A 14359-nucleotide genomic window follows, 5' to 3' on the forward strand; every position below is an offset into this window, starting at 1 on the left:
TCCTGTGGACTTCTATCACCAGTACGACGTTCATCTCTCCGCCGAAGAGCGTGATCACGTGGCGAAGGCGCGGGCGTTCTGCGCCGGTACCTTCTCCGACAGCGTCTTCGCCGCGCACATGTCAGGTGACGCGTTCCCGCAGAAGTGGATCGCCGAGTGGGCCGCTCTCGGCATGCTGGGCCTCCAGGCCAAGCGCGCTCACGGTGGCTTGGAAGCGTCTTATCTGTGCAAAGTCCGCGTCGCGCAGGAAATGTCGCACCACGGGTTTGCGGCAGCGTTCTGCCTGAACCACCATCAAGGCGGAGCGACGCGCCTATCACAAACCGGTACGTCGATCCAGATCGAGCGTCTGCTGCAGCCCGCGTTGCGCGGCGAGCTTCTTCTGACAACCGCCATGACGGAGCCAGCCGGTGGCAGCGATGTCTCCGCCCTGACCACCACCGCGGTTCCAGTCAACGGCGGCTGGGCTCTGAGCGGCACCAAGGCGTGGATGACCGACGGCCTGCTGGTCGGTGGTCTGATCGTCCTGGCCCGCGTCCGAGACGCTGCGGGGGCGGGTGAGATCGCCAGCTTTTACGTGCCCTTCGGCCAAGCCGAGACGGTGAAGCGCACCGAGATCGTCGTTCCCGGAGCGCGTTCCTTCCGTCTGGCCGAAGTGGCCTTCGACGCTCACTTCATTCCCGATTGGTGTCTGATCGCAGCGCCGGGCGCCGCGCTCAAGGCATCGATGGCGTCGGTCAACGCGGCCCGCGTTCACGTGGCCGCCATGTGCGTCGCGACTCTGTATGCGGCGCTGTGCGAGGCGGTGGACTACTGCGAAGGCCGGCAGGCCTTTGGAAAGCCGCTGACCGAACATCAGGGCCTGCGCTGGGAGCTGGCGGAGGTGTCGGTCCGGCTTGAGGCCGCCAACGCGCTCGTCTTCCGCGCCGCCGAGCAGATACAGACCGGGGGAAATCCGGTCGCCCTCGCTGCGCAAGCCAAGAAGTTCGCTGTCGACACCGCGCTTTGGGGCATCGATCAGTGCGTCCGGATCGTCGGCGCGACGGGCGCCGGCGCAGCCCACCGCCTGAACATGCATTTCGCCGAGGTCCGGATGGCGGCCTACGCCGACGGCACCAACGAGATGCTGCTCGACCGGGTCGGCCGTGGCCTGTCAACGACGTACCTCAAATCAATCCCGTAGCAGAGACGGCGGATTTACGATGCGCAACGTAGTGGTCGAAGACGCGGCGGCGGCCGTGGAAGGCATCAAGGACGGCGACGCCGTCATGATGGGCGGGTTCGGCGGAGCGGGGCTTCCGCTCGGAGTGGTCAAGGCGGTGCTCGACCGGGGCGTCCGCGACCTGACGCTGATATCGAACAACGCCGGCTCCACGGAGGACGATCTGTCGCTGTGGTTCGAAGCCAGGATCGTTCGCAAGATCGTCTGCTCCTATCCGCGCAGCGCCAAGCAGTTCGCCGAACAATATCGTGCCGGCACGGTCGAGCTCGAACTCGTTCCGCAGGGCACGTTGGTGGAGCGCATCCGGGCGGGCGGCGCCGGTCTCGGCGGCTTCCTTTCTCCCGTCGGCGTCGGGACGGTATTCGCTGACGGCAAGGAGAAGATCGTCGTCGACGGGCGCGAATTTATTCTTGAGCTACCGCTTCATGCAGATTTCGCTTTCGTCAAAGGTCATCTCGCCGACACGCTCGGCAACGTCACCTACAACAAGACGGCGCGCAACCACTGCGCGGTGATGGCGACCGCCGGCCGGACGGTCGCCGTGGAAGTCGACCGCGTGGTCAACGTCGGCGATTTGGATCCGGAAGCCATAGTCACTCCATGCATCTTCGTCGATCGCGTTTTCGCAAGGAGCTCCCGATGACACCGCTTGCACGCGATGCGCTGGCGCGCATGGTCGCACTTCATCTGCCGCAGGAAGGATTCGTCAATCTCGGTATCGGCGCCCCGACGCACGTCGCCGACTACCTGCCGGAGGGGTCTGGCGTGATCCTTCACAGCGAGAACGGCGTCCTCAACGTAGGTCCGAAGCCGGCGGCGGGCGAAGAGGACTGGGATCTCATTAATGCAGGGAAGATGCCCATCTCGATCCGGACCGGCGGTTCCTACTTCGACTCCAGCCTCTCGTTCGCGATGATGCGAGGCGGTCATCTCGACGTGGCCGTGCTCGGCGCCTTTCAGGTGTCCAAGAGTGGTGATCTCGCCAACTGGACGACGGGTGACAACGGGTCTCCGCCCGGCATCGGCGGAGCCATCGATCTGGCGGTCGGCGCCAAGTCGATCTGGGTAATGATGGACCACACCACCAAGGATGGCCGCTCCCGCATCGTGGAGCGATGTGGATATCCGCTCACGGCGCGCGGAGTGGTGACCCGCATCTTCACCAACCTCTGCATCATCGACGTAGCCGAGGACGGCCTGACCGTTCGGGCCCTACTCGACGGCCTCGCGATCGAGGCGCTGCGAGATCGGACGGAGGCGCCACTGCGCGTGCTGGGTGATCCCCTGACCATCAGGCAGGACGGGAGCGTCGCATGACCTATCGCGTCGCGGAACTCGTCGCGGACTGTCTCGTCGCGCACGGGGTGGACAGGGCCTTCGGCGTCCCGGGAGAAAGCTTTCTGGCGCTGCTGGACGCGCTGCGCGACCGTAACGATTTCGATCTGGTGACCTGCCGGCACGAAGGAAGCGCGAGCCTCGCGGCGGTCGCTGACGCCAAACTCACAGGGCGCGCAGGCGTCGTGATGACGAGCCGTGGTCCGGGCGCCTTCAACGCCGCGCTCGGACTTCACGTCGCGGCGCAGGAGGCGATTCCGCTGGTGATGCTGGTCGGTCAGGTCGATCGTCCGAACCTCGCAAGGGACGCGGTGCAGGAGATCGACTGCGGCCGATCTTTCGATGGCGTGCTGAAGTGGTCGGTGCGTCTGAACTCGGCGGATCTCGTTCCAGAGATGATGGCCCGCGCGTTCGCCGTGGCCCATGCGGGAACGCCAGGTCCCGTCGCCATCGAACTGCCGGAAGATCTCCTTGAAGACCCGGCCAAGGGAATTGTGGCCACAGCCAACGGAGCTGTGCGTCCGGAGCCCGGTGCTGCGGCCATTGAACAGGCGAGGGCGGCGTTGACGGCGTCGGAGAGGCCGATCCTGCTCGTCGGCGGCGAATGCCGGGCGGCATCGTTCCGCCAAGATCTGATCGCGTTTTCCGAGAAATGGAACGTGCCGGTCGTCACTATGAACAAAATGCAGGACCAGTTCCCGAACTCTCACCCGCTGTGGGCGGGTCAGTTCGGGTTCTTCACGTCTCAGCCTCATGTGAAACTGCTCGAACGCGCCGACCTCGTCGTTGCTGTCGGAACACGTCTGGGCGATCTGTCCTCGCTCGGCTTTGCGTTTCCGAGACAGGCCGAGCCTCGCCAGCCATTGGTCCATGTCTATCCAGATCCCGATGCGATCGGAAAGCGCGTCCGAACCGACGTCGCGGTCGTCTCTGGATCGCATGCATTCGTGTCCGCCATGCTCGCAGCTCCCGCGACGGCGCGGGCCTGCGCCGAGTGGTCCTCCGCGGCTGCCGCGGCGCGGACGGCCACGCATGGTTGGCCTCAGTTCGGCGTACCATCGGCGGACGTCTTCGGTCACGCGGTGGCGGCGATCGCCGCGCACTTCAGGCCCGATGGCATCGTCACGACGGATTCAGGCAATTTCGCCGGATGGGTCCATCGCATCTTCAGCCTCGAGCCGACCGCGCGGCTGCTCGGCTCGGCTTGCGGGGCGATGGGCAGTGGGGTCCCGTCCGGGCTCGCTGCCAGCCTTCGCTTTCCGGAGCGGCAGGTGGTTGCCTTCTGCGGAGACGGCGGCTTCCTGATGACGGGCAATGAGCTTGCGACGGCCGTCGCCAGAGGCGCGAACCTCACGATCGTCGTATCCAATAACCAGTCCTACGGGACCATCCGGTCGCACCAGGAGCGAGCCTTTCCAGATCGTCCCTACGGCACTGACCTCTCAAATCCCGACTTCGCTGCCTTGGCGCGTGCCTTCGGCGCGAAGGGATTCATCATCGAGGACGCGGAGAGTGCTCCGTCGACGGTCGCAGAGGCGATGACGACCAAGGGACCGGTCGTCATCGAGGTGCGATCAGACGTGCGCCAGACCCTTGACAAATCGCTCGCCGCATCACGTTGAGACCAGTTCGGATTAAGGCCCATGGAGAGAACATGATGGACGCGACCGCAATCGATGAGCCCGAGGTCACCATGTCCTGGCAGGGCGTCGTCCGCTTTTTGCACAAGACCCCGCGTGCCTTTTTGCCGATGCGCTCGTTTCCCTCGCTCGAGCTCGTCGCTGGACGCGGTATCGAGGGCGATCGATATTTCGCCGGCCACGAAACAGGATTCTACTCCCACAAGCCGGAGGAGGGGCGGCAGGTCACCCTGTTCGAGATGGAGACGCTCGAGGCCCTGCAACGCGACCACAAGATTGAGTTGCTGCCCGAGGAACATCGCCGGAACGTGACCGTCGAAGGCGTCCCGCTCAATCATCTCGTCGGCCGTCGCTTCCGGCTCGGAGAAGCGATTGTCGAGGCGACCCGCCTTTCAACGCCGTGCCGGCACATCGAGGAGATACTCGGCAAGTCCGTCTTCGATCCGTTGATCAACCGGTCGGGGCTGAACTGCAAGATCATCGCAGGGGGCACGCTACGCGTAGGCGACGCCGTGAGGCCGATCTAGATGGCGAAGGCGATCAAGACGGTCTCCACCGTCGTCTCGAAGGTCGAGGATCTCGGCAACGACACCAAGCGCTTCACGCTGGTCGACCAGGATGATTGGGAGCTGCCACCCTTTCGGGCCGGGGCCCATATCGACGTTCACCTGGACCAGGGTCTCGTCCGGACTTATTCGCTCTGCAATGAACCGGACGATGATCGGCGCTACGTGATCGCGGTGAAGCGCGAACGCGAAGGACGCGGCGGCTCGAACTTCCTGCACGATCGCGTGGAGGCGGGACAGCCGATTTCGGTCTCGCTGCCGCGCGGCGGGATCGCACTGGACCAGGAGGGAACGAACGTATTCCTCGCGGGAGGCATCGGTGTAACCCCGTTCATCTCCGCAATTCGGCATCTCGAACGACGAGGGCGCTCGAACTACGTGCTGCACTGGACCAGCCGCGGACGACCGGTCCTGACCGACATGATCGCGCCGGCAATCGGAGCAGGCCGTGTCCGCCTCTACGATACGACCGCGCAGGCCAAGCCCGTCATCGCCGAAATTGTCGGGGAATTTGCCAGATGTGGCCTAGCGGCCTGCTGCGGACCCGCAGCGATGCTGAAGGCTTTCGAAGATGCCGTCTCGGCCTGGCCGGAAGAGCGCAAACACATCGAAATGTTCACCCCGCCCAAGGCCATCGCCCGAAGCGACGTGCCTCCCTACGAGCTGTATCTGTCGGCGAGCCAGAAGCTTGCAACTGTCACGCCAGATGTTGGTCTTCTCGGAACGCTCGATGCCCTCGGCGTCGACGTCCCCGTGTCCTGCGGCGGCGGCATCTGTGGCGCCTGCCGCACGCGCTGGACCGAGGGGCCGCCCATCCATCGCGATCGCGTGCTTTCGCCTGCTGAGCGGCAGAATGAGCTCATCGTCTGCGTGGGCGATTGCGCCGGACAACGGCTAGTGCTGGATCTGTGATCAGTCGGCACCCGTTCTAAGGTTGGAACTATCGGTGATTTGGTGCGAGATCGATGCGGGCAATAACTTGGGAAAGAGCCGAGCGCAATGACACTCAACCTCAAATTCCTTCGCGTGCAGAGCGGCATGACGCTGGAGCAGCTTGCCGCCGATTCCGGTTTGACCCGCAGCTATCTTTCCAAGCTGGAACGCGGGCTCTCCTCTCCGTCGATAGGCTCCGCCCTCAAGATCGCCGCGGCTCTCGGAACGACCTTAGACCGCTTCTACGGCCAGCCGGACGACCACGACCCGATCACGATTGTCCGCGCGAAGAACGGGAAGGCCGGCGACGTCGACACGCACCTGTCGCTAGTCGCCGGTCTGGCTCCCGGCCGCACCATGCGCGCCTTTATCGTGCGACCGACCAAGACGGCGAAACGCGGTCGCATCATGAGTCACCACGAAGGTGAGGAAATCCTGTTCATTCTCTCCGGCCGGATCGAGCTCGTCATCGGAAAGCGCAAGGAAAATTTGAAGCCGGGCGATTGCGTCCAGTTCGACTCCACGATTCCGCACAAACTGACGCAGGTGTCTTCCGAACCAGCCTCGGCGCTCGTCGTGATAGCGACCAAAACCAACTAGAGGTGCCGATATGCCGATGATGCTGCGGAAGAAGGACTTCTACGCCGGGCTGCTCATGGTGCTGCTGGGCGCCGGGATCGGCGTCAACTCAGCAACATATTCGCTCGGGACCTTGGCGCACGTGGGACCGGGCATGTTTCCGTTGATGCTCGGCCTCATGATGGTTCTCGTCGGAGCCCTGATCTTCGTCACCGGATTGGCGACGCCTCTCAAAGAGGGAGAGCGCGTCTTGCCCGCGGCGATGGAATGGCGTGGCTGGGCCTGCATCCTCGCGGGTCCTCTGATGTTCGTCCTCTTCGGCCTCTATTTCGGAATGGCCGCGGCCACCTTCATGTGCGTCTTCGTCTCCGCGCTCGGCGACAGGACCGCCACGCTGAAAGGATCAGCCGTCCTGGCCGCGGTCGTCGCGGTCGTCGGCTGCCTCCTCTTTTCCTACGTGCTCAAGGTTCCTTTCCCGCTGTACCGTTGGGGGTTTTAGATGTTCGCGAGCGCGCTTTCCGATCTCTGGTACGGCTTCGACGATCTCCGCAAGGAAGTGGAGAAATGGAATCCGGAAGAGGTCGAGCGCGTCGCCAGCATTCCAGGCGAACAGCTCAAGCGGGTCGCCCAGATGTTCGCCACCGAGAAGCCGTCGACGTTGATCTGGGCCATGGGCCAGACCCAGAAGACCGTCGGCACCGCCAATGTGAGGGCGAGCTGCATCCTGCTGCTTTTGACCGGCAATGTGGGGGGACCGGGCATGGGCGCCAACATCTTCCGCGGCCACGACAATGTGCAGGGCGCCACCGACGTCGGGCTCGATATTGTGACGTTGCCGTTCTACTACGGCCTCGCCGAAGGCGCGTGGAAGCACTGGTCGCGGGTCTGGGACGTTGACTACGAGTTCTTGAAGTCGCGCTTCGATTCCAAGCAGATCATGGAGACTCCCGGCATTCCGCTGACTCGCTGGTTCGAGGCGGTGACGCTGCCGAAGGATCAGATCGCTCAGAAGGACAACGTACGGGCAGTGTTCGTTCAGGGGCACGCCAGCAACAGCATCACGCGCATTCCGGAGTCTCTCAACGGCCTGAAGGCGCTGGACCTGCTTGTCATTGCCGACCCGCATCCCACGACCTGGGCGTCATTGGCGGTCGAGGCCGGCCGCAAGGATGGCGTCTACATCCTTCCCGTGGCCACGCAATTCGAATGCAAGGGATCGCGCGTCGCCTCGAACCGCTCGCTGCAATGGGGCGAGCAGATCGTCAAACCGATCTTCGAATCCAAGGACGATCTCGAGGTCATCTATCTGGTGGCCAAGAAGCTCGGCTTCGCCGACCAGATGTTCAAGCAGATCAAGGTCGAGAACAATCTGCCTGAAGCAGAAGATGTGCTGCGCGAAATGAACCGCGGCAGCTGGTCAACGGGCTACTGCGGGCAATCGCCTGAGCGGCTTAAGGCGCACATGAAGAACCAGGCGAAGTTCGACATGCTGACGATGCGTGCCCCTAAGGACGATCCCGAGGTCGGCGGCGATTATTACGGCCTGCCGTGGCCATGCTGGGGCTCGCCGGAGGTCCGGCATCCCGGCACGCCGCTGCTCTACAACACCAATCTCGCGGTGATGGATGGCGGCGGCACGTTCCGGCCCCGCTTCGGCATCGAACGCGAGGAGAAGCTGCCAGACGGGTCTACGCGCAAGGTTAGCCTGCTGGCCGACAAATCCTACTCCAAGGATTCCGAAATCCAGGACGGCTATCCCGAATTCACTCTGGCGAGCCTAAAGAAGCTTGGCTGGGATAGCGATCTCACCGAAGCGGAGATGGCTACGATCATGAAGGTTAATCCGACCAATCCGGATTCGGTGTCATGGTCGCTCGATCTCTCAGGGGGCATCCAGCGGGTCGCGCTCAAACACGGCTGCGTGCCGTACGGCAATGGCAAGGCACGCATGAACGCCTTCGGCCTGCCTGATCCGATTCCGGTCCATCGCGAGCCGATCTATACGCCACGTGTCGACCTCGTCGAGAAATATCCGACGCTGCCCGATGCCAAGCAGTTTCGCATGCCCAACATCGGCTTTTCGGTGCAGAAGGCTGCGGTGGAGAAGGGGATTGCCAAGCAGTTCCCGCTCATCCTCTCTTCGGGCCGTCTGGTCGAGTATGAGGGCGGCGGGGAGGAGACGCGTACCAATCCGTGGCTTGCCGAATTGCAGCAGGACATGTTCATCGAAATCAACCCGGCCGATGCTTCCGATCGCGGCGTCAAGGACGGCGGCTGGGTCTGGGTCACCGGCGCCGAGAACAATTCCAGGGCGAGAATGAAGGCGCTCGTCACCGAGCGTGTCGGCAAGGGCGTCGCCTGGATGCCCTTCCATTTCGGCGGCTGGCTGGGGGGCAAGGATCTTCGCAGTGCCTACCCGAAGGGGACCGATCCCATCGTGCTCGGCGAAAGCGCGAACACCATCACGACCTACGGGTATGATCCCGCGACAGGCATGCAGGAGCCGAAGGTCACTCTTTGCCAGATCGCGGCGGCATAAGGAGCAACGACGATGGCACGTATGAAATTCCTCTGCGACGCCGACCGTTGCATCGAATGCAATGCCTGCGTCACCGCCTGCAAGAACGAGCATGAGGTACCCTGGGGCATCAACCGGCGCCGCGTGGTCACCATAAATGATGGCAAGCCGGGCGAGCGTTCGATCTCGATGGCCTGCATGCATTGCACCGACGCGCCCTGCGCGGCTGTGTGCCCCGTGAATTGCTTCTACACCACTGCTGATGGCGTGGTGCTGCACTCCAAGGACCTCTGCATCGGCTGTGGCTATTGCTTCTACGCCTGTCCGTTCGGCGCGCCGCAATATCCCAAGGTCGGGAACTTCGGTTCGCGCGGTAAGATGGACAAATGCACCTACTGCGCCGGCGGCCCCGAGGCCGACGGCAGCAAGGAGGAATACGAGAAGTACGGCGCGAACCGGCTGGCGGAGGGCAAGCTGCCGCTGTGTGCCGAAATGTGCTCGACCAAGTCGTTGCTCGCCGGCGACGGGGAGATCATCGCCCAGATCTACAAGGAACGCGTGATGAAGCGCGGCTACGGCTCCGGCGCGTGGGGCTGGAAGACCGCGTATCGCGAGACGATCGAGTCCTGACGCGGACGGCAGTCAAGGACGCGATACCGGGAGGCGCAGATGGCGTCATTTGGAAGACCCATTCGCCTGGCATTTGGCGCATGCGCGCTGCTTCTGGTGATCACGGCTACTCCGGCGAGCGCGCAGCAGGTCAACCCGACCGCAAGCTCCGTCAAGGAGCAGCAATTGCTGCAGGAACTGAACCGAATCCAGGGCCGCGTCAGCATTCCGGATCAGAGGTCGGGCGTGCTCGAGCAGCCACAGGGACGCGAATGGCGGGAGTTTCGCAATGTCACGCTGCGCTGGATCGGCGGCGTCGCGATTATCGGCATGCTGGCTGTGCTCCTGATCTTCTATCTCACCCGTGGCATGGTGCGGCTCGAAAGCGGGCGATCGGGACGCACCATCGTGCGCTTCACCCTGTTTGAGCGCTTCGTGCATTGGATGACAGCCACCTGCTTCATCATCCTCGCCATCTCAGGTCTGAACATCACTTTCGGGCGGCCGTTGTTGTTGCCGCTGATCGGTTTCGAAGCCTTCTCCGAGTGGTCACAATGGGCAAAGTACGCCCACAACTATCTGAGTTTCCCGTTCACCGTCGGCGTCGTCCTGATCTTCCTGATGTGGATCGCAGGAAATCTCCCGAACAAGGTGGACCTTGCCTGGATCAAGCGGGGAGGAGGCATTGTCGGCCATGATCATCCGCCGGCCTATCGCTTCAACGCCGGCCAGAAGATGATTTACTGGATCGTCGTGATTGGGGGCGGCTTCGTTGCAGCGACGGGATACGAGCTGATGTTCCCGTTCTACATCAGCGGCATCGAAGGCATGCAGATGGCCCAGATCATCCACTCCGTGGTGGCCGTGCTCTTCGTGGCCGCAATGATTGCGCATGTTTACATCGGCACGATCGGGATGGAGGGAGCTTTCGAGGCCATGGGCTCGGGTGAGGTCGATCTCAACTGGGCACGCGAACATCATAGCCTCTGGCTCGACGAACAGAGTGGGCGAACCGGACCGAACGATCAAAAATCGCAACCAGTGACCGCTGCGGCGGAATGAGGGGAGCGGCTGAAGAGGGCCGGTCAGGTGCGCTCTATTGCGTTCGCTCTCTGGCAAACAGGACGGACCGGTCTTCGATCTCCTGCTCGGTCAGCGTGCTCGCTTGGCCTGTCTGCAGCTCTTGAATGTTTGGCATGCCGCTCCGTGCAGAGCGAAGAAGTGCGTGCGGTCTGAGCACGCTGCTGGCCGCACCGATGACGAGCAGGGCCGTGACGAGCGAAAGCATAAGCGCTTCATTCGACATCTCCGTCCGGTGTTGCATCCGCCAAGACGGGAGTAAGCTCTAATTCGTGCCGGTGATGTGAGCCACCTCACATCCTCCGAGCTTTTTAGGGTTCCGACGGCTGAACGAAGGTCGGGCAGTCCTCGTGGTTTGCGCTGCCGATCAGCGCTTGCTTAGGTTTGCTTGCCCTGCATACAGGCTGCCACAAACTCGTTCTTCGCGTGACTTTGTCCTTTCATTATTCTCCCCACTGGAAAAGCCACGTTCGGCAGCGAGCTGCCTGCATTTTTCCAATTTCTGAGGATTGCAGGGCGCGCCCTGTTGAGCTGCACAGCGCCGGCCAGCACCAATTAGAGCAACGGAAGCGAGTGAAATCAGCCCCTATGCACGAGGGAACGCAGCCACTGCGCCAGCCACTCGTAACCCTTCATCAGCGCAAAAGCAGCCTGCGCCCAAAGGCGCCGGTGCAAACGCCGCCAAGCGGCCGGCGACTCCAAACGCCGCCAAGCCGCCTACGCCGGGGATCAAGCCGGACGAAGGCCAGCAGCCCAAATGAACCGTCAAGCCAGCGAGCGCCCAAGAATGCTGCCCGACTAACATGGGTTCGCCAGCGTTTATCTGCCGTGGAGGGCCATGCGGCCGCAGTCGCTGCTTTAGCGCTTCGACGAGTAGATTACTGATTGGTCTTCGAATTCATCAGTCGCGAGCTTACCTGAAGCGGCTGTGAGTGTTTCGATCGACATGGCGTTAGCGGAGGCGACGGCACGATCGGCAGAGGACCCGTATAACCTAGTGTTGGCCGCGGTGGTGGCGGCAGCAAGGAGAGCGACAGTCGCAAATCCAGTGATCATCCTATGCTTTGGCATGGGAAATCTCCGTTCCCAACCCCACGGCAGTTGGTCCCAGAAATCTCGCAAAGGTTCAACGAAGACAACCAATAGCTATTTGATAATGGTCAGTGGGGCTGCACTGGTGGACGGCCAAGCCGCCTCAGTTGGCGTAGTTGCAATGTACCGAACAACGCTCGTGGGTCGGATCAGGCTGTATGTCGAAGACAACTTCCATAATGCTTGAAGAAGTGATCAAGCTTCACTGGTTCGCCGGTATCTCGCCAGACCAGTTTTTTACCGAGGCTGGCCGCCACCGCGAGGCGGTGGTGGCCGCCGATTAGAGTATGATCATCCGATGCTATGGCGATAACTTCGCCGTCTTCGTCCATGATTTTCATGTGCTGCCTCCAATCCAGCGCTCGATCAGCGCCGCCGCGATGGTGTGCGATCTATCTAACCTCTTGCGCGCTCTGGGCGTTCCAACCAACCCATGAAGATCACAGCGGCGGCCATCTGCGGCTTTTGACCCCGAGGCGACGTTTGGAGGGAGCAGCCCTTGGATCGGCCCACCACCAGGGAAGGCCGCAGTATCACCCAGTCGAGGTCGCGCGCCATCAAGGCGGCTTCGCCTTCCCGCTTGGTGCGAGAGAACTCGGTGGGCGCATCGCGGTGCCACCATCTTCTCGAAGCGCGCTCTGTCGGCATCGGTATTCATCGCCGCCGCGAAACGCTTTGCGCGGGCGATCTGCTCCAACAAGAACGTCTCATTCCTAGGCATCGCGTCATCTCGCTCCGCCCCCTGCCGCTCTACCAATGTGCGTCGCGCTACCCTGTTACATCGTGCTCATTCCTCGACGGGAAGGTTCGGCAGCATGCAGCTTCGTCGACTTATACGCTGCTCCACATTTCAATAGGAACGAGCGAAACCGCGCCAAGTTGATCCCACTCATGGGAGGAGATCTCGCATGGCCTATGAAGAACGGGAAACAGGAAATCTGATCGGCAGCGACAAGGTCGAAGGGACGGCCGTTTATGGCGCCGACAGTCAGCGCATCGGTTCGATCGAACGGGTGATGATCGATAAGATCAGCGGCAAGGTCGCCTACGCGGTGCTGGGTTTTGGCGGCTTCCTCGGAATTGGAGACGACCACTACCCGCTTCCGTGGCAATCGCTGAAATACGACACCAGCCTTGGCGGCTACGTCGCGGGGATCAGCGACAGTCAGCTGAGAGGAGCGCCAAAGTACAGCGACGAGAGTAGCTGGAATTGGTCAGACCCTTCGGTCGCCCGCTCGGTGGACGATTACTACGCTGGCATTCCGGCTCCATGAGCTGGAGAGGCGCAGCGTAGACCCGATCGCCGGTCCGCGGCGACCTTGCCGCGCAGACGGAGCTCGCAGGTGCGCTTCGACGGGCGGCAGCGACCGCTCACTTCGCCGGCGGCCGCAGTGGGCCGTCCGCCCACTTCGGGGCGGTCGGGTCGTGCAGCGCGTCTTGTGCCGTCCGGTGCAAGTTGCCCGGACTGGAAATTCCGTGATCCGAAGCACATATCATCGGGATGGTGACAATTGTGCAATGCACTTGCGGTGCTGAGTACAGACGCACCGAAGAGAAGTTCCTGGTACCGCATACAGGTGACGCGGTCTGCGCAATCTGCGGAGCTGCTCTGGAATCGTGGCAGGAAAGCACCCACGTTCCCAGTTACCAACTTATTGAACGTCCGAAGACGAAGACGGAGTGACAGAAAGAAGCGGACTCCAGATGAAACCGATCTCAAGCAGCGATCGGCGTGAGGTCCCTTATTGGCCCGAATCCGAGAAACTCAACACTTACCTCTAGCTTGTCTGACAGGGATAACCGGACCTCGTCCGCGCCGGCCGCCAACTCCGTGTCTGCCCCGCCAAAAAAGGGGTAAAGTGCTCCAGGGTCACATCCGAGGAGTAACAACATGACCCTACTCCCCAAGTTAGTTCCTGCGATCGACCGGCGTGCCTTCGCGATCATGGGCAACACGATGCCACCCCGAGATCCTGATGACGACGAAGAGGAAGACGACGACGACGACGAAGAAGAGGAAGAGGACAAAACCGACGAACCGCCGGTCGTGCGCGAGCCGGATGAAGACTAAGCAGGGTCCTTATACGTAGCCTGAGCTTCGGAGAGCGTGATCCCCAGCCTGCGTGCCAGCGCGCTGGTGCGTCCGGCGGCTTTCAAGGTCGGTCTAATTCCGAGAGCAGCGGACAGACGCTGAATGGACCACGGGTTCTCGGCGCAGCACTCTCGGCGTTCGCGGGTAGAGGAGGCGAGCATGACCCTCATATGGCTTGGTGTGCTCCTTGTTTTCGGCGGCGTGCTCCAAATGGCGTTTCAGCCCATTTGGCGAGGCCGACTCAGCGGTGGAAGGCGGCTTCGCTCCGGGCGTGATACGCTGGAGCCTGAAAGACCGGGTAGCGGCTTCGGCATCAAATCGAACTGGCCTGGACTTGTGATGGTCGCGCTTGGCGGCGCTTTTTTGCTGGCCGGGGCTGCCATCTGAGTTGAAACGAATGTCCCAGGCGTTGCCCGTTATCTGGCCAGGCCAATGTGCCAGAGCCATGTCTCCTCCTGGCCCGTGGCTGCCTTGATCCCACGCTGCCAAATGTCGGCTGATAGGGACAGACCGGAAATTTGCGGATGAGAATTGGCGCTTTTGACGAAGCGGATATTGAAGGCGCCTAGTTCGCGCATCATCCCGCTTCCCGTGGCCTTGCGGATCCTCGCCACACCGGTTCTTCTCGAGCCAGGCCACGGCGTCAGGTCCATCGACGACGCATTCGAAGGTTTCCCAGGTTGGGTCCTCCAG

At 62.2% G+C, this 14359-nt stretch carries 15 protein-coding genes and 1 pseudogene; 14 read left to right on the forward strand and 2 right to left on the reverse strand.

What is annotated here, in order from left to right; all coding sequences use genetic code 11:
* The first annotated feature begins 4 nt into the window (after positions 1–4).
* The 11 genes and pseudogenes from IVB54_RS41255 to IVB54_RS41305 all read left to right on the forward strand — a co-directional run bounded on the left by IVB54_RS41255 (position 5) and on the right by IVB54_RS41305 (position 10464).
* A complete protein-coding gene (locus IVB54_RS41255; protein WP_247471529.1) occupies positions 5–1183 on the forward strand; it encodes an acyl-CoA dehydrogenase family protein in 1179 nt (392 codons plus the stop codon).
* A 19-nt stretch (positions 1184–1202) separates the two neighbouring features.
* Positions 1203–1865 (forward strand): 3-oxoacid CoA-transferase subunit A, encoded by a 663-nt coding sequence (locus IVB54_RS41260; protein ID WP_018456527.1) that lies wholly within the window; start codon positions 1203–1205, stop codon positions 1863–1865.
* A complete protein-coding gene (locus IVB54_RS41265) occupies positions 1862–2539 on the forward strand; it encodes a 3-oxoacid CoA-transferase subunit B (protein WP_247337895.1) in 678 nt (225 codons plus the stop codon). The genes IVB54_RS41260 and IVB54_RS41265 overlap by 4 nt, the downstream gene beginning before the upstream one ends.
* Positions 2536–4179 carry a thiamine pyrophosphate-dependent enzyme gene (locus tag IVB54_RS41270; protein WP_247476246.1) on the forward strand — a complete coding sequence of 548 codons (1644 nt, stop codon included), beginning with the start codon at positions 2536–2538 and terminating at the stop codon, positions 4177–4179. Before IVB54_RS41265 ends, IVB54_RS41270 begins: the two co-directional genes overlap by 4 nt.
* A 32-nt stretch (positions 4180–4211) precedes the next feature.
* Positions 4212–4724, forward strand: a complete 513-nt coding sequence (locus IVB54_RS41275) for an MOSC domain-containing protein (protein WP_247282255.1) — start codon at positions 4212–4214, stop codon at positions 4722–4724.
* Complete coding sequence (locus IVB54_RS41280) at positions 4725–5675, forward strand: PDR/VanB family oxidoreductase (protein ID WP_247402292.1); 951 nt, start codon at positions 4725–4727, stop codon at positions 5673–5675.
* Between the two features lie 126 nt (positions 5676–5801).
* Positions 5802–6296 (forward strand): XRE family transcriptional regulator, encoded by a 495-nt coding sequence (locus tag IVB54_RS41285; protein WP_247402289.1) that lies wholly within the window; start codon positions 5802–5804, stop codon positions 6294–6296.
* A gap of 10 nt (positions 6297–6306) precedes the next feature.
* A complete protein-coding gene (locus IVB54_RS41290; protein ID WP_247476248.1) occupies positions 6307–6774 on the forward strand; it encodes a tripartite tricarboxylate transporter TctB family protein in 468 nt (155 codons plus the stop codon).
* Positions 6775–6804: 30 nt separating this feature from the next.
* Positions 6805–8814: pseudogene (locus IVB54_RS41295) on the forward strand (formate dehydrogenase subunit alpha); the annotation flags it as partial.
* A gap of 12 nt (positions 8815–8826) precedes the next feature.
* Positions 8827–9423, forward strand: coding sequence for a formate dehydrogenase FDH3 subunit beta (fdh3B, locus tag IVB54_RS41300; RefSeq protein ID WP_007592757.1), 597 nt, complete (start codon positions 8827–8829; stop codon positions 9421–9423).
* Between the two features lie 39 nt (positions 9424–9462).
* A complete protein-coding gene (locus IVB54_RS41305; protein ID WP_247476250.1) occupies positions 9463–10464 on the forward strand; it encodes a formate dehydrogenase subunit gamma in 1002 nt (333 codons plus the stop codon).
* 34 nt (positions 10465–10498) lie between these two features.
* Here the strand turns inward: IVB54_RS41305 and IVB54_RS41310 are convergent, their stop codons facing one another.
* Positions 10499–10690, reverse strand: coding sequence for a hypothetical protein (locus IVB54_RS41310; RefSeq protein ID WP_247377810.1), 192 nt, complete (start codon positions 10688–10690; stop codon positions 10499–10501).
* Between the two features lie 1033 nt (positions 10691–11723).
* A complete protein-coding gene (locus IVB54_RS41315; protein ID WP_247377811.1) occupies positions 11724–11915 on the reverse strand; it encodes a hypothetical protein in 192 nt (63 codons plus the stop codon).
* A gap of 567 nt (positions 11916–12482) precedes the next feature.
* Here IVB54_RS41315 and IVB54_RS41320 point away from each other — a divergent pair.
* The 3 genes from IVB54_RS41320 to IVB54_RS41330 all read left to right on the forward strand — a co-directional run bounded on the left by IVB54_RS41320 (position 12483) and on the right by IVB54_RS41330 (position 14053).
* A complete protein-coding gene (locus IVB54_RS41320) occupies positions 12483–12848 on the forward strand; it encodes a PRC-barrel domain-containing protein (protein ID WP_247377814.1) in 366 nt (121 codons plus the stop codon).
* 617 nt (positions 12849–13465) lie between these two features.
* Positions 13466–13645: a hypothetical protein gene (locus tag IVB54_RS41325; RefSeq protein ID WP_247377817.1), complete on the forward strand. Its 180-nt coding sequence runs from the start codon at positions 13466–13468 to the stop codon at positions 13643–13645.
* Positions 13646–13825: 180 nt separating this feature from the next.
* On the forward strand, positions 13826–14053 hold the full coding sequence (locus tag IVB54_RS41330) for a hypothetical protein (RefSeq protein WP_007601192.1): 228 nt from the start codon (positions 13826–13828) through the stop codon (positions 14051–14053).
* The last annotated feature ends 306 nt before the right edge of the window (positions 14054–14359 follow it).

The organism is Bradyrhizobium sp. CW1 (genome assembly GCF_023100665.1).
In the GTDB taxonomy this organism is placed as follows: Bacteria; Pseudomonadota; Alphaproteobacteria; order Rhizobiales; family Xanthobacteraceae; genus Bradyrhizobium; species Bradyrhizobium canariense_D.